A 24,434-nucleotide genomic window follows, 5' to 3' on the forward strand; every position below is an offset into this window, starting at 1 on the left:
TACAAGTATGGACAAACAATTTGCACAAGATAATCTGTCGGAAGACGAACATATCAAAGATAAAAGTGACTTTCTTAGGGGAAGCATAAAGGAAAGCCTAAAGGATCGTTTGACCGGGGCCTTAGACCCCGACGATGTCAAGCTTATCAAATATCACGGGTCGTACCAACAATACGACAGGGACCTCGAGAGCGAGCGGAAGCAACAAAAATTGGAGCCCCTATACCAGTTCATGGTCAGGGTAAGGGCCGCTGGTGGCATTACCACCCCTGAACAATGGTTGGCCCTCGACGGACTCTCCGACGAACACGGCAACGGTACGCTGAAACTGACCACGAGGCAATCCTTCCAGTTTCACGGGATATTAAAGCGAGGGTTAAAACCAACGATCCAGGCCGTGAACGAGGTCTTGTTGAGTACCCTTGCCACCTGTGGCGACGTGAACCGAAATGTAATGTGCAACCCCAACCCCTACCAATCGGCCATACACCAGGAGGTCTATGCCCTCGCCGGTGAAATAAGTAATTATTTCCTTCCGAAGACCACGGCCTATCACGAGATCTGGCTCGACAAGGAAAAAGTGGCGGGGACACCCGATTTTGAACCCCTTTACCACCACACCTATTTGCCTCGCAAATTTAAGATCGCACTGGCCATTCCGCCCCATAACGATATCGACGTTTTTGCCAATGACCTCGGGCTGATTGCCATTGAGGAAAACAATAAGCTGAAAGGTTTCAATATTTGTGTCGGAGGCGGACTCGGAAGTACGCTAGGGAACAAGGCCACTTACCCACGGCTGGCCGATGTCATAGGTTTTGCACCTAAGAACAAAGTCATAGAGGTGGCCGAAACCATAATCGGTATCCAGAGGGATTACGGGAACCGATCCGACCGCAAGCTGTCTAGGTTGAAGCATACCATAGACGATAGGGGACTTGAGTGGTTTGTAAGCGAACTGAACACCCGATTGGGATGGAAGCTCCAGAGTCCGAAACCCTATCGGTTTGTGTCGAATGGCGATACCTATGGCTGGCTCAAAGGGGTAAACCAAAAATGGTTCTATACCTTGTTCGTAGAACACGGAAGGGTCAAGAACGAAGAAGGTTATACCTTAAAGGAGGCGCTAAGGGAAATCGCCCACATCCATAAGGGGGACTTCAGGTTGACGGGAAACCAGAACCTGATTATTGGAAACGTCGAAGAAAAAGATAAGGAAGGGATTGAAGCTATCTTAAGGAATCACGGGATCAAAGACCACAGAAAGCTTACCGGCCTTCGAAAAAACTCCATGGCCTGTGTGGCTTTGGGTACTTGCGGACTCGCCTTTGCCGAATCGGAACGTTACCTTCCTTCCTTGATCGACAAGCTCGATGTAATCATGCAAAAACATGGACTTGAGCAAGACGAGATCAATATTCGAATGACCGGCTGCCCCAATAACTGTGCCCGTTCTTCCCTCGGGGAAATCGGTTTCGTGGGCCGTGCCATTGGGCGCTATAACCTGTACTTGGGAGCGAGCCACAATGGCGATAGGTTAAATTCACTCTACAAGGAAATGTTGTCTGAGGAAGATATCCTTGCGGAATTGGAACCCATTATAGCGGCCTATGCGCAGGAACGGGAAGCCAAGGAAACTTTTGGCGATTTTGTGATCCGAAAGGAAATCGTGGAAACCAGCCATCGCCCGTTACAGTTGCTTCAGTAGGGGAAGGACCACACCGGGAGGGCGATGAAATAATGTGATGCCCTAGGGAACCGACGTGGGAAATTCTTTATTCCGATAATTTTGTCCGAAATAAAAAAGCCATTATCTTTGCCGTATCCAATAGACAAAAAATGTTTTCAAAAGCTTGTGAATACGGCATCAGGGCAACGACCTATATCGCCCTACAGTCCATGCAAAACAGAAGGGTAAGCCTAAAGGAGATCTCTGAAGAAATCGGATCTCCTACGGCATTTACGGCCAAGGTGCTGCATCAATTGGCCAAAAACAACATCTTGGACTCAACTAAGGGGCCTTCGGGCGGGTTTCAGATTGCAAAGGAACGAATCGACGGTATAAAACTGGGCGATGTCGTCTTCGCGATCGATGGTGATTCTATCTATGAAGGTTGCGGTCTAGGCCTGGATAAATGTAGTAATGATAGGCCTTGCCCCGTACACGATAAGTTTGCCGTGGTTCGCGATGAACTAAAACATATGTTGGAGCATACCAGCCTCCTTGAATTGGCAACAGGTTTGGAAACCGGGGAAACCTATTTAAAAAGGTAAAAACCTTCCCATTAATGATGATATAATGGTCAAAATATCTAAATCTGTAAGCTGGCGGAAGCCCAAACCCCTAAAAGCCCTTTTTTGATGAAACGAGAGATACTGCATTTGGAAGATGTACAACTTTTGGTAGATACCTTTTATACCAAGGTAAGGCAAGATGGGCTATTGGGGCCCATTTTTGAAAATGTGATACAAGACCAATGGTCGAAGCACCTGAATAAAATGTACACTTTTTGGCAAACCGTACTCTTGGGCGAACATACGTATTCGGGACATCCGTTTATGCCCCATATCGATCTTCCGATTGAAAAGCGGCATTTCGAGCGCTGGCTTGAACTTTTCTACCAAACTTTGGACGAAAATTTTGAAGGGGAAAAGGCGGATGAGGCTAAATGGAGGGCGTCGAAGATGGCCGAAATGTTCCTATACAAACTTACCTATTTCAGAAATTCAGGTTCAACCCATCTCATATGACCATAAAAGTCAAGTATCCCCTGGCATTGGCGTCCGTGTTTCTGTGGATCGGCTTCGTTGGGGCCATTAGTTTTATGGAGGCCTGGCTGAAATTCAGGGCACCGGGGATTACCATTCCCTTGGGGCTCGGTATAGGGCGCTTGGTTTTCAATGCCCTCAACAAGGTCGAATGGGTTCTGGCCCTCGTGGTTTTAATCAACCTCCTAATCGTAAATGAAGGTGTTTTTTCCAAAAGGAACATCACTTATTTTATTGCGCTCTTGGGCTTGGCGATTCAAACAGGATGGCTTTTGCCGGCATTGGACCTTCGGGCGGAACTGCTTATTCAAAACTTAGAGCCGGGAGCTTCATATCTTCATTTTTATTATGTCGGGATTGAGATGGTCAAAATACTTTGCCTCTTTATCTTTGGCATCAAACTTTTTAAAACCTAAGAAATGTCCGATACAGGAAATAAAATCAAGGAAAAGTACGAACAGCTGGGAGAGAACCCCGAAACCTATCTTGAGGGACTTCTACATGCCAAACCTATTAATTACTGGGATTATGTAGAGGTTGATACCTTGCTTTCGCTTCAAAAGCCCCGTACGGATTTTAAGGACGAAACGATCTTTATCATGTACCATCAGGTGACAGAGCTTCTGCTAAAGATGATGCGCCACGAATTGGAACAGATCGTTGATGAGGAGAAGATTACCGAAGCATTTTTATTGACCAAATTGGGAAGGGTCAACCGCTATACCACCATGCTGATCACTTCTTTCGATATCATGAAAGACGGTATGGATTATGACGATTACAACCAATTCAGAAAGGCATTGACACCGGCCAGTGGCTTTCAGAGTGCCCAGTTCCGTTATATCGAAATTCTTTGTACAAGTCTTGATAACCTGGTCAATGACGAAGGAAAGAAAAGGTTGCCGACCGAACCCTCGGTCGAAGATTACTTTGAACAGATCTATTGGAAGGATGCCGGGTTGAACCGAAAAACGGGCAAAAAGACCCTGACGATGGAGCAGTTTGAGGAAAAATACCTGGAAAGCCTGATGGCCTGGGCCCAAAAAGTGCAGGGCCGTACGGTTGAAGATAGGGTGTTGGAGTTGCAAAATCCGTCCGTAGCGCTCACCGAAAAGCTTAGGGATTTCGACCGGCTATACAATATAGAATGGCCCCTGGTACATTTAAGGACGGCGGAACACTATCTGAACAGCAAAGGGGAGAACAAGGCCGCTACAGGGGGTTCGGAATGGAAAAAATACCTGCACCCCAAATACCAACAACGCAAGTTTTTCCCGCTATTGTGGACCGAGAGTGAAAAAAAGCACTGGGGAGAAACCGCAGACCTTAAGTAGGGAAACTGGGGTAGGGGATATAGGGAAGTATAAAAGGGGGCTTCCCTTCCGACATTAAACCACAATATGCCAATCTTTTGCCTATCCCATAGATGTCCCGATTTTTTGTGTTCCAAAGAAACCAGACCTTCCTTGTCCCTTCAGCAACTAGGTTTACACCGCTTCAAAACCTGTTTAGGGGATGCAATGGGGGAAATCGGTATATTTGATGCTGATACCCTTGGTTTTAGAGGTTTGAAAAACGTTGACAATGGATTATTTCAAGAAGGTTTGGCGCTACTTGCTCGTAGTAACGGTTTTTACTTCCTGTGGAAAGGATGCGGTTGATACTTCGCCCCTTGTACTGTCATATGTGCCCATAGATTTTTCAAAATTGGAATCCGTTGTGGCTTTTGGGGAAGAGATCAATGCCGAAAAGAAGAGTCCCGCCATAGAATACATCCTTCTCGATGCCAATGCCGATATCCATGCCATGGCATCGGGCTATGTTGAAGCTTTGGTCATGAACGAAGGTATTGCCGATTATGAAATACGGGTAAGAAATAAGAAATCGCCCGACTGGCTCGTCATTTATGACCATGTTTTAGATGTAAAGGTTTCCGAGGGCGACCCTATTGATCCGGGAATGGTCTTAGGTAAGGTAGGAATCGGTCAACGAACCGAAATACAGCTCAATGTAAAGACCAAGGGAACCGAATTGTCGTATTGTCCCTTGGGCAACGCAAGCCCTGAATTTGTAAGGGAACACCAAGCGTTTATATCAGATTGGTGTCTTGAAGATTCGGTAGTGCCATAGCGTTCGCAGCCGACCGATATGCTAGACTAGCGCTTTTTGTGTAAACATAAGGGCCGTGAATTGCTTCTTTTTAAAGGTAGAAACCGATAACATCCTTTGGCGGGGTAGATCGTAAAAAAAAATCCCTTTTAATTTTTTTAAAACTGACGAAGGTCATTCTTGGCCTCGGGAAAAATGCTAAGCTTTGTAACCAAAGTTACTTCGCAGATTATCAATCCGTTGTAATTTTACCCTAATTAAAAATAAAGCAAAGCATAATGAAGATAGAACAAATTTATACGGGATGTTTGGCACATGCGGCCTATTACTTGGAAAGCAATGGGGAGGCAGCTATTTTTGATCCACTTCGTGAGGTGCAGCCTTATATCGATAGGGCGGAAAATGACCATGCGAAAATTAAATATGTATTCGAGACCCATTTTCACGCCGATTTTGTGAGTGGCCATTTAGACCTGAAAAAGAAAACGGGGGCCGAGATCGTTTTTGGCCCTACCGCAAAACCGGGTTATGATGCCTTGATTGCCGAAGATGGTCAAATTTTTACCGTAGGAGCCTATAAGGTGAAGGCCATCCACACCCCAGGGCATACCATGGAGAGTACCACATACCTCTTGATCGACGAAAAAGGTAAGGAACACGGACTCATTACGGGGGATACCCTTTTTATTGGCGATGTGGGTAGGCCGGATTTGGCCCAACACGTAGTGGCCGACCTCACGGAAGAGAAATTGGCAGGCCATCTTTACGATTCGCTCCGCAACAAGATCATGCCATTGGACGATAACCTGATTATATACCCTAACCACGGTGCAGGTTCTGCTTGTGGAAAGAAGATGAGTAAGCAAACGACAGACACCCTACGTCACCAAAAAGCGACCAATTATGCCTTGCGTGCCGATATGGGCAAGGAAGAGTTCATTAAGGAACTGTTGACGGGTTTGACCACGCCTCCGAGCTATTTTCCACAAAACGTGATGATGAACATTAAGGGCTATGATAGCTTGGATACGGTTATGGACCGCGCCAAAAAACCGCTGTCGGCCGAAGCTTTTGAAGTGCTTGCCAATGAAACCGGGGCATTGTTGCTCGATACCAGGGATGCTAAGGATTTTGCCAAGGGCTTTGTTCCCAACAGCGTTAATATAGGCCTTGATGGAAGTTTTGCCCAATGGGTGGGGGAAATGATCCCCGATGTAAAACAGGAAATTTTACTGATTACCTATCCCGGTAAACAAGAAGAGGCCATCACCCGATTGTCGCGTGTAGGTTATGACAATACCATAGGCTATCTCAAAGAAGGATTCGACACTTGGAAAAATGCCGATAAAGAAATTGAAACCGTTGGTCGTATTACTCCCCAAGAATTGGAATTGGCCTATGCTTCGGAAAAACCGCTGATCATCGATGTGCGGAAGAAAAGCGAATTCGATTCCGAGCATGTTATCGGGGCAATCAATGTTCCGCTCAATGAAATCAATAGGAATTTGGCCCGCTTTCCAAAAGACCGGCCCTTTGTTATCCATTGTGCGGGCGGGTATCGGAGTATGATCGCAGCGTCTATTTTAAAGCAAAGGGGCTGGGACGATTTTGTAGATGTCGCCGGCGGATTTGAAGAGATGAAAAATACTGGGATACGAATATCGGAATACGTCTGCCCGACCACACTACTCTAAAGCGCAAGCTTGAATACCCGTAATTTCCTGTAGATAAAAACGGAATGTCGGGACATAAAAAACAAAAACAGTAATTGAATTTGGTTGGTTATTTTTATGGGAAGCGGTCTTATTGATCAGGCCGTTTCCTTTTTTAAATCCCTTCCCTTAAAATAAAAACTATGTCATTCTTAAGTACAATATTCGGTCATAATAACGAAGCCTCCGATAAGATAGTGGTCTTGGACAAGACCGATTATGCATCGGCCATTTCAAATAAAAAAGTGCAATTGGTAGATGTGCGTACCGCTAATGAATTCAGCGGCGGACACATCAAGAACGCTTTGAACATCGATTTTTTCAATGCGGCCAATTTTGAGATTTCTTTTTCAAAACTTGATAAAACAAAACCCGTCTACATCTATTGCCGTTCAGGGGCAAGGAGTCAGAAAGCTGCCAAAAAATTAGTAGATATGGGCTTTTCGCAAATCTTTGACTTGAAAGGGGGCTATTCAAGATGGTCATAAATACGATTCACAACGAACAGGTTTAGCTTGATACAATAAAAGGTAAAATCAATATGAAGACAACGATTATAGTACAGAATTTAAAGTGCGGTGGCTGTGCCCATACCATAACCTCCAAAATTTCAGGGATGGAGGGTATATCTAACCTTACGGTTGATGTAGCATCGGCCAAGGTGTCCTTTGTTCACGAGGATATTAACGATGCCTTAGTGGTAAAAGACCGCTTAAAGGCCTTGGGATATCCCTCTATCGAGAGTGATAATTCCATGGCGGCCAAGGCCATTTCCTTCTTTAGCTGTGCAACGGGCAAGATGTCGAAATCGTAAAAAGGCCTCTTGTCAGAGGTCAATAGAGTGGGGAAGCTAGGCGAGATACGCGTACAAAGATCTAGAAACAACTAAATTTTATATATTATGAGAACAAATATGGGGCGTACAGATCGTATAATTAGGCTTATTTTCGCAATCATTGTAGGGGTGTTGTTTTGGCAACATGCAATAGGAGGTATTTTGGCCTATGTGCTGTTGGCAATAGCGGCTATTTTTGTGATAACAAGTTTTATAGGTTTTTGTCCGCTGTATACCCTCTTCGGCTTTTCAAGCTGTAAAATAAAGGAAAAGTAAACCGCTTTAAGGGATGAAGCTTGATTGGGCAAGGAGCAAGGTCGATCGCCTATAGGGAAAAGGACTGAATTATTAGAATGAACCAACATTTAAAAGAGAAGTACGGACATATTTTTGAGAGCGACCTTCTTCAAGAAATCGATAGGGTGGCTACCTATAAGGAAATACCCGAAGGGTTTAAGCTTATTGAAATAGGGGAATTTATCAAAACGATGCCGCTCTTGGTTTCGGGGGTGGTAAAAGTACTTAGGGAAGATGATAAAGGAGATGAATTGCTGCTTTATTTCCTTGAGCATGGCGATACCTGTGCCATGACCTTAAGCTGTTGCGTAGGCCATAAAAGAAGCGAGATCCGTGCGGTGGCCGAAACCGAAGCCGTATTGATTATGGTGCCCGTGGGGAAAATGGAGGAATGGATGGCCAAATACCCAAGCTGGCGCAACTTTATTCTACAAAGCTACCACAACCGTCTGAATGAAATGCTGGAAACCTTGGATAGCATCGCATTTTTAAAGATGGATGAACGCCTATTGAAATACCTAAGGGAAAAATCACGGGTTACCGGCAGTAGCACCATTAACAGCACCCACCAAGAAATTGCCTACGAACTACATACATCGCGCGTAGTGGTGTCGCGTTTGCTCAAAAAACTTGAGAATATGGGCAAGGTAAAACTACACAGATACCATATTACCCTGGTGGACCTATAAATTTTTCGATAGGGCGGCATCTTCCTTGTAAAGATTTAACCTGTTGTAAGCTGTCGCGAGATAGACTGCTCAATGTTCTACAACTTCATTCAAGCTATTGTTTTTAATTCGTATGGGACTAGCCCCAAAGCAATTGAATCAAGGGACAGGGGTTGATTTACAGACCCGGCATTAGTTTTTTGCAAATTCAATTAACTGTTTATAATTGCCATTGTCTGCTTCTCTTAGGGCTTTTATATATTGTTTTCTTGTTTCATTAGCTTCAACCATATTTGATTGATGCCAAGAAAATATTTCATTTCCAAATATTGATTCCATAATAATGTCGGCCATCATTCTAGAGTGTCTTCCATTTCCATTTGGAAAGCAATGAATGGATACTATGCGATGTTTAAATCTTATAGCTATTTCTTCAGGTGGAAAAGTTTTGTTTTCTATCCAATACTTAGTGTCGTCCAGTAAATTTTTTAATTCAATTCCAATTTGCGTCCACGGAATTCCAATGTTCTTTTCGGTCTTTCTAAAATCGCCTGCCCATTTCCATACATCACCATACATTCTTTTGTGCAAGCCTCTTACAAACTTTTCAGTTAAAATTTTTTCAAGTTTGAATTTTGTATGAATAGTCCATTCCACTGCTTTTTCAATATTCAATTGCTCAAATTCATCTAGTTCTCCTTGAGTAGTAATAGACTTTATTTTAAGGCCTTCCTTTTCTTCTTCGTCTAAAGGTGTTTGTCCATCTTTATAATCGAACTCTAATCCCATAATGATTTTTTCATCTCTCGTTTTATTTCACTAGCAAGTTCTTTTATGGTTTTATTTAATTTTTCATCCCCAATTCCTTGGTTCTCTAATTTCATGTTTTGATTCGTCCTTAAAACTATTTTTCGTGCTAGCTTTTCGGCCTTTAAGTTTACTAAGCTTTCAATCGTCCCATCTTTCGGAATAAAACCATAGACAAGTTTCATATTCAAAGCATTACCGACATCTTTTAATTTATTGAGGGTTATCTGGCCTGTAGCTTCACGTTCCTCGATTTTTTGTATAGCTCCTTTAGTTAAGTTAAGTTTGGTCCCTAATTGGTCCCTCGTCATATTAAGGGTAGTTCTAATAGTATTCACCCATCCCTTTTGTGGGACCAGGACCGTTCCGGCATCTTTAAAATTCGCCAATTTTTGGTCTAGTTGTTCTATGAGCAGTTTTTTCTTGTTTCTCATTTGTTCGTATTTTATACATATAAGTATGTAATTTAATTTAAAAGTATACATATAAATATAAAAAAAATAATAAAAGAATACTTATATGTATCTTTTTTGGATTTTGATTATACAAATACGTATTACCAAGTTTGTGTGAGAGCCTAGGTTTTAAATTAATGTCAAGGGTCTTGGCTAAGCGTAGTTGCGTGGGTTAGCACTTACATTTTGCAAGTACGCACCAAGCTGACACGGGCGCAGCGACCTGGCGCAAGCAAAATCTGCGGGGATTTTCAGAAGTAGGTGAGAACAAGCAATTATTTATGGCCATTGTGCCTGTTGCGCAACTATGAATTCCATCTGCCTAATCTTGACGTTTCGGAGCGTATTCTGTGAGAAATATATCAACGTAAACTTGCTCACGTTTCCGTTTATATACACTTGCTAAAATCCGTTTGTGTTTTATCTTTCTGTAAGCTTCCAGTTAGCTGTCTTTTGACATTTCAATCTTCCGCGAAAGTGAATAGCAGCTTTACAAGAAACATTTTGCAATGGAGTAAAAAACAATGCTCATGTTAACCTATTATTTTTTTCTTCATCAAATGGTCAATCATAATACTAGAGGTCATGAGAAAAATAGAGATAATTACGATAAAAATTTTAGCACTTTGCTTAATTGTAAGCTGTTCGGCACCAGAAGTTGAAATTATTCCAGAAACCGAAACCCAAGGAGAATACGTAAACCTTATAAACCAGCAGTCAGAACTAAAGCCTCAAGGTGGAAGGGGTACATGTATTGTGTTCGCAGCGGTAGCAGCTGTGGAGGCCAACTTGAAAAGAAAGGGTTTTGGAGAAGTGGATCTGTCTGAAGAATTCGTAAACTATGCCAGAAAGGCATTTTATATTCATCCCGTAATGCAAGATTATGTAGATGGAAGAAAAACAGAAAATCAATTAGGATCACAAGGCGGTGGTGGAGGTTTTTATACTGCTTCGCATATGCTAGCCGGATTAAAAGTGCCAAAGGAAGTGGTTATGCCCTATCAAACGAGTAATAATTACTACACACAAAATTACCCTATACTAAATCGTTTATTGAATGAAGACGAATTTAAAACCCAATTTAATTACAATACTTTTAACTTGAATCCTGAAATTTTAACTGACGATTTGTTGAGGGGGGAGCATACTTGGTATTCCGTTACCGGTGTTCAAGAAATTATTGACCCAAGGCAAAATATCGACCAAATAGAAAATGCCCTGCGCAATAGAAATGAGGTCATTATAGATTTTAGGGTTCCTGTAGATTTTAACCTTGATGAAAATAATACGTGGAGAGCCTCATCTAATGATTCGGCAAATGGTGCCCACTCGGTGCTATTGGTTGGTTTTGATAAGAGAAATCCAGATGCTTCAAAACATTATTTTATCGTAAAAAATTCATGGGGAAATGTTCGTACGGATAAACGGGAAGAGTATGCTGGGTACACTACTTTTAGCTATGATTTTATTCAGAAAAATGTTACTGTTGCAGGTTTTATCAAAGACGTTAAAACCCTTAGTTTTGGAAATGATGGATTTAAATGGCCAGAACTAAAATTTATTGGGCGTTGGAAAACAGTTTTTCATGGACAAAACGGAACTTTAGACATCTATAATATTCCAGGATTGAATGATGCCGTGATTGAAAGTCATTTTCAACAGGGCAGAATAAGTTCCAAACATGAAGATTATCGTATTGGGACTTATTATGACGAAAATGGCACTGTTTATCGCGTTAATGGAAAAATGGAAGGAAATAAATTAACATTCAGTCTCAATTATGAACAGCCCATATTACCATGGGAAGAGCCTTTTCCCGGTATATTTTCAAACGAGGAGACCTATGCGAGAGATGGTTATAAAAAATTCACATTCTACTTAGATAAAAATAATTTTATGGGTGGTTATGCCACCAAAGGGGAGTATTATAGCAGTGCGCATAAATATGTAGGTGGATTTGCAACAAAGATGGAACGCCCTAATATTAATTATACCATATTAACACGTACAACACCTTCCAATTATTTACAAAGACCGTTTAAATTTTATTCAGAATTGATTGAGGGTGATATATATTTTGATAAAACAAGCTTGTATTCTAGTTCATATTTTGAAGTGAGTGGTCAATTCATAAGCGAAAATAATTTTGGTGTCTCGGTTAAGCTGTTAGTGCCAAGGGATGCTAATGAAAATACTATTTTTAAAATTGTATATCCTAATAAAGAATTACGTTTTGAATGTAAATTAGCACAACGAAAAGATGCATTTATAGGGATTCTCCCAGATGCCGATGAAGATAAGGTTATCCCCTTTTTACTATACGTTAACGAGTAATAAACTCTGATACGAAATCAGCATAGGATAGGTTTTTCGTAACTGTTTTCCGGTCAAGATAATTTTTATGACATAGGCCCGGAAACTGGGCTAGGGCTTTTCTTTCCGCAAACTTTCTAGCGTTGGCAGAAGACATACTCTTTTGAAATTTTCGGCGTAGTTGTTGGCTGGAGCAATTGCGAATGTGTATCGCTTTTTAGTGTTGGTTATTTCAAGTATAAACCGATTCCTAAACTAATTCCTATTGCCATTAAAACAACGACTAAAATCTTCAATGTTTTCAATTTTTTAGATTGTAATTCAAATCGTTCTTTTATTTTACCTTCCATTGTGCTAAAGTTAGAGTTCAAAGTAGTTTCAAATGCTCGCTGTATTTGTGTTCCTTCGTTTCTAATTTCAATTTGAATGTCAGATTTATGTTTATCAAGTCTTGTTATAAGTGTTGCGTCAAGCTCTTTTTGAAAAGATTTATTGTCTTTATAAATCTCTCCTATTTTTTGCTCAAGAAAGTCATTCGCAACTTTTAATTGTTCTGTGTTTTCTTCCGTTTTCTTCTTAATGACGTCACTAACAGAATTTAAGCTTTTATTATTTTCTTCAATTAACTCCAAGTTGCGACTTATATTCGATTGTAGTGTGCTTATTTCTGAATATACAGCTGTAAAACCTTTTAGTTGTTTGGAATTATGTTCCAATTCATTAACAACATTATCCAATTTTTCTAAATCCATAGTCTATATTTTTATTAATGTTTTTAAGTCTATTGTTGTAATGAATTAATATCGTTTCTGTGTCTCCTAATTCTTTAGCAAATCTTAGTTTCTCTTCTTCTGTTCTACTGAATTTGTATAGGAACTTTAACAATACTATTTTCCCTTTTTTGTCTATTTTTTTCGATATTTCAAGAATGTGGTCGATAATAAAATCAACGTTTTAATCCTCCGTCATTTTTAGCTTCATTGTTTACAGGCCATTCATTCCCGTTTTTTCCATTTAGAGAAAAATCAAGAGCTTCTAAAACAGAACTTTTCCCAACTCCATTTTCTCCGATTAAACTAGAAAAGTTTTCTCCTTCTGAAATAGGGACAAAATTTATTCCTTTATATATCTTGAAATTTTTTATGAATATCGATATAATCATTTTTTAGATTCTGTTTTTCTAATTAGGCACAACGTACGTATATGTGTACAATTACACATATACCTCTATATTTGGGTATAAATGTAATAGTTTTGCTTGCCCAAATACATGCCAATATAAAAATTCTTACAATTCTGTTCTTACAGAAAAGCGTAATCCTATTAAAACAAAGTGGTTTAAGATTATAGTTTAAGCCCCTTTTTAAGGTTTAAAAATTTGCGCTTCCGATACTCTAAAAAAGGGGAGGGGCACATCAAAGCAATTTGTTGTTGCTCTTCAGGGGGCGTTGAGTCGAACCTTGATTGAACAAAGAAATATTATAGACGGTCGCTTATGGGGAGCTATTCTTTAATTAAAGGTTTTCCGGAACTCCAAGGGAGACATTTCCGTTTTGTTCTTAAACAGTTTGTTGAAGGAGCTTGGGTATTCAAAGCCTAAATTATACGCAATCTCGTTAATGGGCAAAGGGGTGGTTGAAAGCTGTTCTTTTGCTTTTTCGATCAGTTTGTTATGGATATGCTGTTGGGTGCCCATTCCGGTCAAAGACTTCAACATACTGCTCAGGTAACTTGGGGAAAGGTGGAGTTCTTGTGAAATATGTTCTACCGTCGGTAGGCCGAGTTCCATTAAGTTTTCTTGATTGAAGTACGCTTGCAATAGCTGTTCTACCTGCGCTAAAAGTTGATGGTTCGGGGTGTTGCGCGTGATAAATTGACGTTCGTAAAACCGTTCGGCATAGTTGAGCAAGAGCTCCAATTGCGATACGATAATTTTCTGGCTGAATTTATCGATTGGGGAGCGATATTCTTGTTCTATACGCTTAAAGATATCGATCATCATCTCTTCTTCCTCTTCCGACAAGAACAAAGATTCGTTGATGTCATATCCAAAGAATGCATAAGATTTCATGGTTTGGGCCAAGGAGGTATTCCACAAAAAGTCAGGATGAACCAAGAGGAGCCAACCCGTAGGTTTTGATGCTCCCTTTAAATTGATATTCGGATTCCTTTCCATGCCCATCACTTGGTCCGGGGCCAAAAAGGTCATTATGCCCTCGTTAAAATCGTACTCCTTTTGTCCGTAAAACAGTTTATAGGGCACGTTTCGCTTTAAACCGATGGTGTAGTATTTCTGCACCAATTTCAGTCCCTTTAGGTCTTCGGGAAACCTTACCTGGCCAAAATCGATCAGACTTATTAAAGGATGTCTGGGGGCGGAAAGATTCGCAAAACGGTGAAAGTCCAGAATTTTCGGAATGTATTTGAGATGGCCCATATTCGTATTTTACTCGATAATCGAGATGACATGCCCCGAGGCTTGCCCCGAGGTAGTTTACGGTAAGGTATATTTTTTTTTGATACTGCCCCGTGGAATATCTTCCGATTGGCAAAGATAAGTTCCAAAATACTATAGGTATTCCACTTAAAACGCTTTGTGCCGAGGCTTTCTTCGATTAGGCCATGCCGCCGTTGACCCCAATATTCTGGGCATTGATCCATTTGGCTTCGTCACTCGCTAAAAAAGCTACCACCTGGGCGATATCAGGGGTTTCGGCAATGCGTTGAAAAGGGGAAAGTGCGGCCAAGCGGTCTACGGTCTCTTTTGTTTTTCCTTGCATAAACAACTCGGTATTTGTCGGTCCCGGGGAAACCGAATTTACATTGATCCCACGACCGCCTATTTCTTTGGAAAAAATCCGTGTAAGTTGCTCTACGGCCGACTTTGTAGCGACGTATGTACCGTAGGTTGGGAGCATCAACCGGTTTACCGAGGTGGAAACATTGATGATGCTTCCGTTTTCCGAAAGCTTTGTAGCGGCCTCGCGAAGTGTATTGAAAACGCCCTTTACATTGGTGTCAAATTGAAGTTCGAAAGCTTCGTCAGTGGTGTCTTTTATCAATTGATTGACCATAATTCCGGCATTGTTCACCAAAATATCCACTTGGCCAAAATGGGCAATGCTTTGGTCGAATAAACGGCTTACGTCTTCCTTTGACCTTACATCGGCCTGAATTTGTATGGCTTCGCCGCCTTCGGCGATAATCGCGTTCACTACATTTTTAGCGGCTTCTTCGTTACCGGCATAATTGACTACTACCTTTGCCTTGTTTTTGGCCAAGGTTTTAGCGATTTCCGCACCGATTCCTTTAGATGATCCCGTTATTAAGGCCACCTTGCCTTCTAGATTACCCATGTTTTTTTCGTTTAAGATTCATACGACAAAGTTGGGGTATTTGGTCGACTTAAACTTGTCCAAATCGGGTTTTTACTTGTCCTTATTTGCTATGGTTTGAGTTGCGAATAGTGATAACTTCATACGTCTAGTGAATTGGTTTTTATTTAGGATGTAGGAAGGCCCCTTTGTTATAAAGAAGACCCCATACATAACAATATTATGAAGATGTGGTGACAGAAAGATGGACAAACTTCTTGAAAGCATGGACAATCTTCTTATTTAGTTGTCAAATCCTCAAATTAATTACATTTGATTACTAATTTATAAAAATGAAAACAATAAAAATGATAAAATAGCAACGCAAGGCTTCCTTTTTTTATTTTTTTGACCGCCTAGATTCGTTCTAGGCCTTATTCTTATTGCGATTGTCGGTGTCTTGTTGATGAAATGCCAAAATTGATTTTGGAAATTTTGGAAAACTATAACGGGGCTTTAAGCCTTTATATGTAGTTTTTTCTCTGGTATTTGAACTCCGCACATTTAAATTATTCAAAGGTTTTGAACGATTTTTCCGGATTAAATGAGGGCTAAGGGATTCGTTTTTAAAGCGCTGTTTAACGAACGGAAAGGTTAATTTTAAAAGGAAATCTATGGGCTCAAAGCATAAAGCGAAAAAAGGCCTACATTAGCCGAAACCAATAAGATTACCATGAGCGAATTACAAGATTTTCAAAAACTGGTCATTTCAAATGCGGCCCATGTCAAAGGATTGTCAGTAGGCGACAAGGCTCCCGATTTTTCCTTGCCGAACGCCGTAGGTAAAAACGTCTCGCTTACCGAAATGTTAAAATCAGGAATTGTAATCATCAAGTTTTACCGTGGGGAATGGTGCCCTATTTGTAATCTAGACCTAAGGGAGGTACAAAAGAATTTGGCGGAAATTAAATCGTATGGAGCTTCATTTTTGGCGATAAGTCCGCAAAGTCCCGATAACGCCCTTACCGCAAAAGAAAAGAACAGTTTGGATTATGAGGTGCTTAGTGATGCGGATCAGAAGGTAATCAAGGCCTACAAGCTTCAGTTCGATCCAGGAGATGATTACCACGGAAGACGCGATTTGACCCTTTTGAACGGTGATGGATCAAAAACCCTTCCCGTACCCGCCACTTTTATAATCAATACCGACCAAACCATTGAGGCGGCCCATGTTGAAGCCAACTACACCGAAAGAATGGGAGTGCCTGAAATATTAGCGGCACTAAAAGTATTGACCGAACAAGCCTAAAACAAAAGTGTTTTTCGCTGTTCAAAAGGAAATAGGAATTATCCTGTTCTAACCTATTGTAACATATTGTTGAGGTATTCGGTAGGCGATTTTCCGTATTGTTTTTTGAATGATTTGCTAAAACTCGAGGGGTTTTTAAAACCGACCTGCCAGGCAATTTCAGAGATGTTGAATTTTCTTTCCAAGAGCAGTTTCATTCCATTTTGCAATCGAATGTAGTAGATGAATTCTACAGGACTCATTTTTGAGATGCTCTTTACTTTTCGAAATAAGTTACTTCGGCTCATCGACATTTTTTCACTAAGTTCTTCCACGCTAAAGTCCCCATTATCCAAATTCGCTGTAATGTGTTCTACAACTTTCTGTATAAAGGCTTCGTCTAGAGGGTTTTTGGTAAATGCCGAAGAATCCACTACCTGTTCCTTGACCAGTTTTTGAATGAGCATTTTCCTGCTTTTTACCAATGCATGGATGCGAGTTTTAAGGATGTCGGGGTCAAAGGGTTTTTCCAAATAGGCATCCGCTCCAAGATGAAGTCCTTTCATCTTTTCTTCGGTCATAGTCTTGGCAGTCAGTAAGATAACGGGGATGTGTAGGGTCTTTTGATTTTCTTTAAGGCTTTGGCATAGGCCATATCCGTCCATTTTGGGCATTAACACATCGCTAACGATTACGTCAGGAGGTGTTTTCCCCACCACTTCGAGGGCTTCAAGGCCATTACTGGCCGTTTTTATGATAAAATCGTCCTTCAGTAACAGAGTTAGGTATTCTAGAAGCTCGTTATTGTCATCCACTAGTAGGATATTCATTTTTCCCGATTCCCCATAGGTAGTTTCATGGGGTTCGTCAAAGGACCGGTCATCACCCAGATAGGGTTCCAAAGCAAGTATTTTTGAAAATGATGCGGGATCTGTATTCGTATCCTCTAGGGGGGAAGTGGCATTTCCTTTTGGAAGGAGGATAGTAAATTCGGTTGTCTGGTGGTCGCTTTTGGCGTGGATGCTTCCGTTGTGTAGTTCTACGAGTTCCTTGGCTAGCGATAAACCTATGCCCGTTCCTCCATGGGCGTCGTTTCCTTTGTAATAGCGGTCAAAAATACGTACAAGGTTTTCCTTGGAAATACTAGGTCCCGAATTGCTTACGGAGAGACGAATCCACGAATCGCATATTTCCTTTTGGGGGACATCTAGTTTTTTCTGGGCCTTGATCTTGATTTGTACCACCGAACCTTCGGAACAAAACTTTAGGGCATTGGCCATTAGGTTGTTGATCGCTTTATAGAGATGGGTGGCGTCGGCCAGTATTACATTGTCTTTTAAAAGGCTGTGACAATTGATGATGACTTCCTTTCCTTCAGCGAACAGTTGGAAACTTTCACTGATTTCTTGCACAAAATGAAGAATATTGATGGGTGTCGGTTTAAGGACAAGCCCCCCTTTTTCAAGTTTCCTAAAGGTAATCAGCTCGTCGATTAAGTGTATGAGCTTGTCGCTGTTCCTCTTGATAATCTTGGCCTTTTTTCGAATATCGACAGATATGGTATTGTTGGAGATGATATCCTTTATTGGCCCTGAAATCAAGGTAAGCGGGGTTCTGAACTCATGGGAAATGTTGGTGAAAAACTGTAATTTTAAATTGTTCAGTTCTTTCATTTGTTCTTTTTCCCGCTTTTCAAGGAGAAGTTCACTCTCTTTTCTTGCATTTGCCGTTCGGTATCGGATAAAAATGTAAATGAGTCCGTTTATAATGGCCACATAGGTCAAAATGGCCCACCAGGTCTTCCAGGGCGGGGGTAAGACGCCGATGCTAAGTTTGGTAGGTTTTGAGTTCCAAGAGCCACTATGGTCTTTGGCCTTGACTATAAAGGTGTAGCTGCCCGGACTAAGGTTGGTATAGGTGGCTGTATGTTCCTCGCTTTTATTGTATACCCAATCATTGTCAAATCCCTCTAGTTTATAGGCGTAGTCCCTACTTTTTTCGAAACTGCCATTAATGTTGGCATATTCCAAAGTGAACATATCGTTTTTATAATTTAGGGTGATGTTTTCGGTATTGAAGATTTGTTTGTCAAGTATAATATCACCATTGATACGTTCTTTGACTTTGACGGGTTTGTTTAAGATCCGAAAACCTGTAATGAGTACGTCGGGCGGGCTTTTAGTAAAGGAAATTAGCTTGGGGTCAAAACTGATAAATCCATTGGCATGACCAAAGAAAAAGTCGGTATCGCTTTTCTTATAAAAGCATGAGGGACTGAAGATTAAACTGGGCAAGAAATATTCAAAATGCTTTTCTTTATCGCTATACCTCATTAACCCCTTGATGCTGCTGATCCAAAGGTTGTTTTCGTTGTCTATAATCAGGCCGTGTACCGATTTATCGGCGAGGCCTTCGCTTACACCGATCAATTCGCAGGTATATGGCTTGCTTCCGATTTTGGTGAGTTTGTTGAGGCCACTTTCCGTACCGATCCACAAATGGCCGTCGTTATCCTCTTCCATGGCATTGATCATAGAGCCAAAAAAGCGGTCAGGTATGGCTAAGGGGACAAAGTCTCCTTCTACATCTTTTTTATAGATGAAGGGGCCATCTATTCCCGAATATATGGTCCCATTTGGCGATTTGTAGAGCGATCGTACAAATCCTTTCAGTAAGGGGAGCTTGCTGGCCAAAGTGTTTTTTTGCATATCGTAAACGAAAAGTCCGCTTATGGTGCCAATGTAGACTTTGTTGTCGGCGGTGTCGAGTAAAAGACTGAACACATTCTTACTAGGTAATAGATGTTGTACTTGGCCGGTTTTCAAGTCTTTTATTACGAGGCCATCTAAAGACCCAATAAACAATTTTTGACCCATAGACGCTATAGAACGCCCCATATTGGCCTCGGCCCCCATATTCAGTGCCAATTTTTTAATGGTTCCATCTTCATTTGAGATACCCGATGTTCCCTTTGAGGATGTGGTATACCATAGGTCGCCTTCGGGTATGGCCGTGATGCCCCTTACTTCGTCTTTGTTCGTACTTTTGGTGAAACTGAAATTTGAAAAATTCCGGTTTCGATTGAGCAAGGTGCTTAATCCGAGATTGCTGCCGATCCATAAATTATTACCTGCATCAAAGTTTAGCTTGAATATTCGGTCGTTGCTTAGACTGTAATCGTTTAGATAATGTTGCTGATAAAAAATAATCGGGCTATCGTTTCCATTAGGTTTTTGTCTTTCTATTTTACCCAATCCCTGCGTGGTTCCCAACCAAATATCCCCCGAATTGTCCATGGTGAGGTCATAAATTTCAAGATTCGGGGAAACCCCATCGCCAAGAAATAGTTTTTGAAAGGCACTCCCCCCGTGAGCGGTTAGCGAATCGGTTTTTGAACGATAGATACCATCACCGCCACTGGCGACCCATAGTTCGTCTTGTACAAAAAGTATATCCCATATTCTATCGTTATAGGCGTTGGGTTTTACATTAAAGGGGAAATAGGTTTGGGATAGGTTTTTTTTCTCAAAGCGTACGATACCTGTTTCACAACTCACCCATATATGTCCCTTTTCGTCAGGAACGATAACATTTACGGCATTATTGAGCGGGTAATCTTTAAACTGATGTACTTTGCCGGTTTTGATTTCCAATATGCTGAGCCCCCTTTTCGTGCCGATCCATAAACGTTGTTTTTGGTCGATATAAAGGGATTTGATTTCCTTATGGGGCAAAAAATCGGAGGTTTTGAAATTTAGAATGGAGTCTTTGTTGCGTTCGATCTTACTTAAGCCTTCGGTAGAGCCTATCCAAATATTCTCTTCCTCATCTTCGGCTATGGCATAGACCCAATTTCCTGCAATACCGTTACCCTGCACGTTTTTTGAAAATTGTTTAAAGGTATACCCATCGTATCGACAAAGGCCGTTCATCGTGCCTATCCAAATAAATCCTTTTTTGTCTTGGTAGATGCTTCTCACCCTGTTATCGGGAAGTCCATCCTTAGCGAAAAAACGATTAAAGGCCAATCCTTTTTGTATGGTACTTTCTCCTTCTGTCTTTTGGGAAAAGCTAGGTGTAGTCAAGAATAAGACCGCTAGCACTACGAGTAGCATTTTGATTGTGAGATAGTAGTGTTTGATGGTCATGGTATCGTCTGTTTTTGAAAATGTACCGGTCTGTGTTGAGTTTTATTAATTTATGCTTTACGGTCGTAAGGTCTTCGTTATAGATGCCCACAATGGGCCGATAAGTACTAAAATTGGAATCGTTGTCTATGGTCTTATCCTTCAAGTCCTTAATGCTCCGTTTCAAGGTTTAGGAAAAAAAACATCCATTGTACGATGATGTATTGGGGTGAACGGGGTGCTTTAATAGTACAATAGGGTGATAATCAAAATAGTACTCAGAATTAGTATTGAAATATAGAGCAATATATAGGTTACATACTGGATTTTCTTTTTATTTCGTTTTTTCTTTTTTGGTTCCTGTGGCATATGTTAAGTTTTAATGGACGGGGAAAAGAATTTTTTCTCTAGTCCAAAAAACTGAATTTCCACCGATAAGGGCATGCCCCAAGTTTCATTTACATGTCTCCATCGCCCATCTTCTTCAAATTCAACTAGAATAGCAGCTTGCAACATATAGAAAAGCTTTTGGCACTTCCGGGCACGTCTATGAGTTAATGTATTCTGACTTTTGGGTGCTAGTATTTACGAATATAATAACTACAACCAAAAAATTATGAAAAAATGTAAAAAGCAAACTCTGGGGCTGAAATTGGTTTATTTCTTGATGATTTTATCAGGGAGTATCTTTTCCGCACAAGCACAACGAACGGTTTCCGGAACGGTTACCGATAATAAAGGGGGGTTACTTCCTGGGGTAAATGTGGTAGTCAAAGGTACCAATAGGGGGGTAGTCGCCGATTTTGATGGTAACTATAATATTAAGGTTGACACTGGGGAGGTGTTATTGTTCTCCTTTGTAGGTTTTGAGGCCAAGGAAAAACTTGTTGGAGGAATGACTATTATGAATGTTGTGTTGCAAGAATCTTCCGAGAATTTAGATGAGGTAGTTGTTGTTGCCTACGGTACCAAGAAAAAACGTGATGTAATAGGGTCGATAGCAAAGGTAGATGGCGCCAAGATTGCACAGACGGCAACAGGATCGATAACAACTGCTTTGGCAGGAAGGGCGTCTGGGGTGCAGGTTACGAACGGACAGGTTACCTTGAGGGGTATCAGTTCCATAAATTCAGGAAATTCCCCTCTTTGGATAGTTGATGGTGTTGGCGGAGGTCAAGGCGACATCAACCCAAATGACGTTGAATCTATTGAAGTGTTGAAAGATGCAGCGGCTACGGCGGTGTATGGTTCAAGGGCTTCCAACGGGGTAATCATAGTGACGACCAAAAGAGGAAAAAGGGGTAACCCGCGTTTTAATTTGAACTATCACTCGGGTATATCCCAATTGACAAATACGGATTTGGGATATGCTGGTACCGATAGACTATTCGATATTATGGAGATTGGCAGCCAAAACTACGATGGTACCAGTTGGGATTTTCAGCAGAGTGTAATGTCCCAAAACCCATGGGCAACGGGTAATGAAACGATTACCAATGAAGAGGCTCGAAGCATCAATACCAATTGGAATGATTTGCTCACACGTGCCGGTAGTTACCACGATGTCAATTTTTCCGCCTCTAGTGGTACCGAGAACTCTAATTTGTATGCAACGATCAACTACAGAAGCTATGATGGCAATTACATACATGATGAGGGTGAAAACGTGTCGGGCCGTTTAAATGTGGAGTTTGTAAAAGGAAGTCTCACCTATGGATTAAGGGTTTTTGGTAAGTATAGTGAAAGCAGTAATAGCGGGGCGGGTTTTGTACACGGTCTTACTTGGCTGCCTGTTTATAGCGATACCAATGCATCAGGTTATTGGAATGCCGAGACCGGGGCCAATCCATTGGCAAATTCGGACCCTAAATTCAGGTCTAATAATAACCGTAATTTTGGGGTTAATTCAGTAGTTTTTGCCAAGTGGAAGATGCCGTTTGTTCAGGGTTTGACATTGTCGGCAAATTATCAGCCCAATATAAGTATGGGCAAAAGCGATTCGTACAAAGCGGGAGCCATTACACAAAATTTCGCAACCCAAGGCAATACGGGTAACGGAAGCGCTACTCAGAGCTACGGATATGTTTTTAATTCACTCGTAAACTATAACCATACTTTTGGCGAGGATCACAATATTGATTTTGTGGGCGGATTTGAACAAGGGGCTTCAAAAAGTACATGGACCGGTGTTCAGGGTACAAATCTTTTAGGGGTGTTTCACGAGGTTAAAAAATCAACTGATCCTATAACGGGATCTGATTATTTGAGTTCTGAAGGTTACCGGAGAAATTTCTTTTCGCGCTTGGACTACAAATTTAAAGACCGTTATTTAATTGGTGTTAGTGCAAGTAGGGAAGGGTCGGCTAAGTTCGTGAAGGAAAACCGGTGGGGAACCTTCTATTCCGGGTCGGCCGGCTGGATTATCTCAGATGAGAACTTCTTGTCATCGGCAGATTGGATTTCGCTGTTGAAGTTAAGGGGAAGTATCGGACAGACCGGTAATTCAAGTATTCCTTATGTAACGGAAACCAATTATTCTACCAATATATCTATTAGAAATTATGGAGGAGTAGGAAATACTTACATCACTAATTTCGCCAATAAATTGGCATCATGGGAAACTTCTACCATGAGCGATTTTGGAGTAGACTTCGGATTTCTTAAAAATAGGATTAACGGTTCCATTGCATACTACAAACAAGATGTGGAGGATATGTTATTGGCAACACCACTACCTTATTCTTCTGGTTTGGCTAGCGGAAACGGGGGCACGGCAAGAGGAGGTTCTTTTGTAGAGAACATTGGAGACATGGTCAATAAGGGAATTGAATTGGATGTTTCATGGATAGCCGTGAACAACGATAAATTTTCATGGACCGTGGGAGGTAATGTCGCTTTTAACGAAAATAAAGTGGTAGCTCTTAACCCTGAAGCCGATATAACAGGAAAGGGAATAATTAAATATGCCGCCAATAGATACTATACACTTACAAGGTCAGGGGCGGCAATTGGTCAATATTATCTACCTGAATCTGCCGGAGTGGATCCTCAAACCGGGGTTTCAATGATTTATGAGGTTGATAGGGAAGTTTATGAAGAAACAGGTGCTACCGTCAAAACGGGAAGGTTGATTCCTGCAACTACCAATAACAAAGGAAATAACAGAATGATTCAAGAGGATAAGACTGCCTTACCTACTTTTTACGGAGGTTTTTTCAATGATTTTAAATATAAGAACTTTGATCTTTCTGTCTTATTTTCTTTTCAAGGGGGCAACTATATCTATAATGATGACCTATACAAAGGTTTAGGGACGGGAAGCGCTCCGGTCTTGGCTGACGCCTATACCAAATCTTGGGAAAAACCGGGAGATATTACCGAATATCCACAGTTGATGTATGCAAATCGATATCCATATGATGATGAGGGCGAATATGTAGAGGGGGGTAAATTCTTATACGACGGAGCTGAATCCAAATACCTTCAAAGAGGAGATTATATGAAATTAAAAGAGCTGGTTCTAGGGTATTCCATTCCCGCTTCCGTTCTAGATCGTTTAGGGGTTTCAAAATTCCGTCTGTATTTTAATGCCACGAACTTATTCACTATTACCGATTATACCGGGTTTGACCCCGAGCTTCAGCGCTATGGCGGTGATGGTGTTCTTAATGGTATGACTTCTCGCTCTTCTATGCCGCAGACAAGAACATTCTCCCTCGGTATCAACCTTAATTTCTAAT

General features: G+C 41.2%; 22 protein-coding genes. 14 read left to right on the top strand and 8 right to left on the bottom strand.

The features are described from left to right. Positions 1–7: 7 nt before the first annotated feature. The 11 genes from cysI to B4Q04_RS15045 all read left to right on the top strand — a co-directional run bounded on the left by cysI (position 8) and on the right by B4Q04_RS15045 (position 8,411). A complete protein-coding gene (gene cysI, locus B4Q04_RS14995; RefSeq protein ID WP_088697301.1) occupies positions 8–1,708 on the top strand; it encodes an assimilatory sulfite reductase (NADPH) hemoprotein subunit in 1,701 nt (566 codons plus the stop codon). 131 nt (positions 1,709–1,839) lie between these two features. Then, a complete protein-coding gene (locus B4Q04_RS15000) occupies positions 1,840–2,274 on the top strand; it encodes an RrF2 family transcriptional regulator (RefSeq protein WP_046287689.1) in 435 nt (144 codons plus the stop codon). A gap of 87 nt (positions 2,275–2,361) precedes the next feature. Beyond that, positions 2,362–2,751 (top strand): group III truncated hemoglobin, encoded by a 390-nt coding sequence (locus B4Q04_RS15005; protein WP_013991688.1) that lies wholly within the window; start codon positions 2,362–2,364, stop codon positions 2,749–2,751. Beyond that, positions 2,748–3,185, top strand: a complete 438-nt coding sequence (locus tag B4Q04_RS15010) for a hypothetical protein (protein WP_088697302.1) — start codon at positions 2,748–2,750, stop codon at positions 3,183–3,185. The genes B4Q04_RS15005 and B4Q04_RS15010 overlap by 4 nt, the downstream gene beginning before the upstream one ends. 3 nt (positions 3,186–3,188) lie before the next feature. Continuing rightward, entirely contained in the window at positions 3,189–4,103 is a 915-nt protein-coding gene (locus tag B4Q04_RS15015; protein WP_088697303.1) for a tryptophan 2,3-dioxygenase family protein, read from the top strand. Between the two features lie 250 nt (positions 4,104–4,353). Next, positions 4,354–4,899 (top strand): peptidoglycan DD-metalloendopeptidase family protein, encoded by a 546-nt coding sequence (locus B4Q04_RS15020; RefSeq protein ID WP_013991684.1) that lies wholly within the window; start codon positions 4,354–4,356, stop codon positions 4,897–4,899. 257 nt (positions 4,900–5,156) lie between these two features. Then, positions 5,157–6,572: an MBL fold metallo-hydrolase gene (locus B4Q04_RS15025; RefSeq protein ID WP_013991683.1), complete on the top strand. Its 1,416-nt coding sequence runs from the start codon at positions 5,157–5,159 to the stop codon at positions 6,570–6,572. 161 nt (positions 6,573–6,733) lie between these two features. Further along, positions 6,734–7,078: a rhodanese-like domain-containing protein gene (locus tag B4Q04_RS15030; protein ID WP_088697304.1), complete on the top strand. Its 345-nt coding sequence runs from the start codon at positions 6,734–6,736 to the stop codon at positions 7,076–7,078. 53 nt (positions 7,079–7,131) lie between these two features. After that, positions 7,132–7,404: a heavy-metal-associated domain-containing protein gene (locus B4Q04_RS15035; RefSeq protein ID WP_088697305.1), complete on the top strand. Its 273-nt coding sequence runs from the start codon at positions 7,132–7,134 to the stop codon at positions 7,402–7,404. A gap of 87 nt (positions 7,405–7,491) precedes the next feature. Further along, entirely contained in the window at positions 7,492–7,701 is a 210-nt protein-coding gene (locus B4Q04_RS15040; RefSeq protein ID WP_088697306.1) for a DUF2892 domain-containing protein, read from the top strand. 77 nt (positions 7,702–7,778) lie between these two features. Continuing rightward, positions 7,779–8,411: a Crp/Fnr family transcriptional regulator gene (locus B4Q04_RS15045; RefSeq protein ID WP_088697307.1), complete on the top strand. Its 633-nt coding sequence runs from the start codon at positions 7,779–7,781 to the stop codon at positions 8,409–8,411. Between the two features lie 171 nt (positions 8,412–8,582). On the opposite strand, the gene B4Q04_RS15050 is transcribed toward B4Q04_RS15045, so the two are convergent. Both B4Q04_RS15050 and B4Q04_RS15055 read right to left on the bottom strand, forming a co-directional pair. Beyond that, positions 8,583–9,179 (bottom strand): mobile mystery protein B, encoded by a 597-nt coding sequence (locus B4Q04_RS15050; protein WP_088697308.1) that lies wholly within the window; start codon positions 9,177–9,179, stop codon positions 8,583–8,585. Next, a complete protein-coding gene (locus tag B4Q04_RS15055; RefSeq protein ID WP_088697364.1) occupies positions 9,170–9,631 on the bottom strand; it encodes a mobile mystery protein A in 462 nt (153 codons plus the stop codon). Before B4Q04_RS15055 ends, B4Q04_RS15050 begins: the two co-directional genes overlap by 10 nt. Before the next feature lie 606 nt (positions 9,632–10,237). Here B4Q04_RS15055 and B4Q04_RS15060 point away from each other — a divergent pair. Further along, positions 10,238–11,986, top strand: coding sequence for a C1 family peptidase (locus tag B4Q04_RS15060; RefSeq protein WP_088697309.1), 1,749 nt, complete (start codon positions 10,238–10,240; stop codon positions 11,984–11,986). A 206-nt stretch (positions 11,987–12,192) separates the two neighbouring features. Here the strand turns inward: B4Q04_RS15060 and B4Q04_RS15065 are convergent, their stop codons facing one another. The 4 genes from B4Q04_RS15065 to B4Q04_RS15080 all read right to left on the bottom strand — a co-directional run bounded on the left by B4Q04_RS15065 (position 12,193) and on the right by B4Q04_RS15080 (position 15,321). Further along, positions 12,193–12,717: a hypothetical protein gene (locus B4Q04_RS15065; protein ID WP_088697310.1), complete on the bottom strand. Its 525-nt coding sequence runs from the start codon at positions 12,715–12,717 to the stop codon at positions 12,193–12,195. Between the two features lie 194 nt (positions 12,718–12,911). Next, positions 12,912–13,127 (bottom strand): AAA family ATPase, encoded by a 216-nt coding sequence (locus B4Q04_RS15070; protein ID WP_088697311.1) that lies wholly within the window; start codon positions 13,125–13,127, stop codon positions 12,912–12,914. A 348-nt stretch (positions 13,128–13,475) separates the two neighbouring features. Beyond that, a complete protein-coding gene (locus B4Q04_RS15075) occupies positions 13,476–14,402 on the bottom strand; it encodes a helix-turn-helix domain-containing protein (RefSeq protein ID WP_088697312.1) in 927 nt (308 codons plus the stop codon). A gap of 178 nt (positions 14,403–14,580) precedes the next feature. Beyond that, the gene (locus tag B4Q04_RS15080; RefSeq protein WP_088697313.1) at positions 14,581–15,321 is read right to left on the bottom strand and encodes an SDR family oxidoreductase; all 741 of its coding nucleotides are present in this window, start codon (positions 15,319–15,321) and stop codon (positions 14,581–14,583) included. A gap of 691 nt (positions 15,322–16,012) precedes the next feature. On the opposite strand from B4Q04_RS15080, the gene B4Q04_RS15085 reads away from it, so the two are divergent. After that, complete coding sequence (locus tag B4Q04_RS15085) at positions 16,013–16,588, top strand: peroxiredoxin-like family protein (protein WP_088697314.1); 576 nt, start codon at positions 16,013–16,015, stop codon at positions 16,586–16,588. 53 nt (positions 16,589–16,641) lie between these two features. Here the strand turns inward: B4Q04_RS15085 and B4Q04_RS15090 are convergent, their stop codons facing one another. Together B4Q04_RS15090 and B4Q04_RS22740 are read right to left on the bottom strand one after the other, a co-directional pair. Then, positions 16,642–20,715 carry a two-component regulator propeller domain-containing protein gene (locus tag B4Q04_RS15090; RefSeq protein ID WP_088697315.1) on the bottom strand — a complete coding sequence of 1,358 codons (4,074 nt, stop codon included), beginning with the start codon at positions 20,713–20,715 and terminating at the stop codon, positions 16,642–16,644. Next, positions 20,639–20,881, bottom strand: coding sequence for a hypothetical protein (locus B4Q04_RS22740; RefSeq protein ID WP_161496081.1), 243 nt, complete (start codon positions 20,879–20,881; stop codon positions 20,639–20,641). Before B4Q04_RS22740 ends, B4Q04_RS15090 begins: the two co-directional genes overlap by 77 nt. A gap of 429 nt (positions 20,882–21,310) precedes the next feature. Between B4Q04_RS22740 and B4Q04_RS15095 the strand changes: the two genes are divergently transcribed. Next, a complete protein-coding gene (locus B4Q04_RS15095) occupies positions 21,311–24,433 on the top strand; it encodes a SusC/RagA family TonB-linked outer membrane protein (RefSeq protein ID WP_088697316.1) in 3,123 nt (1,040 codons plus the stop codon). The last annotated feature ends 1 nt before the right edge of the window (position 24,434 follow it).

It is taken from the genome of Zobellia sp. OII3, from assembly GCF_002211465.1.
Taxonomy (GTDB): domain Bacteria; phylum Bacteroidota; class Bacteroidia; order Flavobacteriales; family Flavobacteriaceae; genus Zobellia; species Zobellia galactanivorans.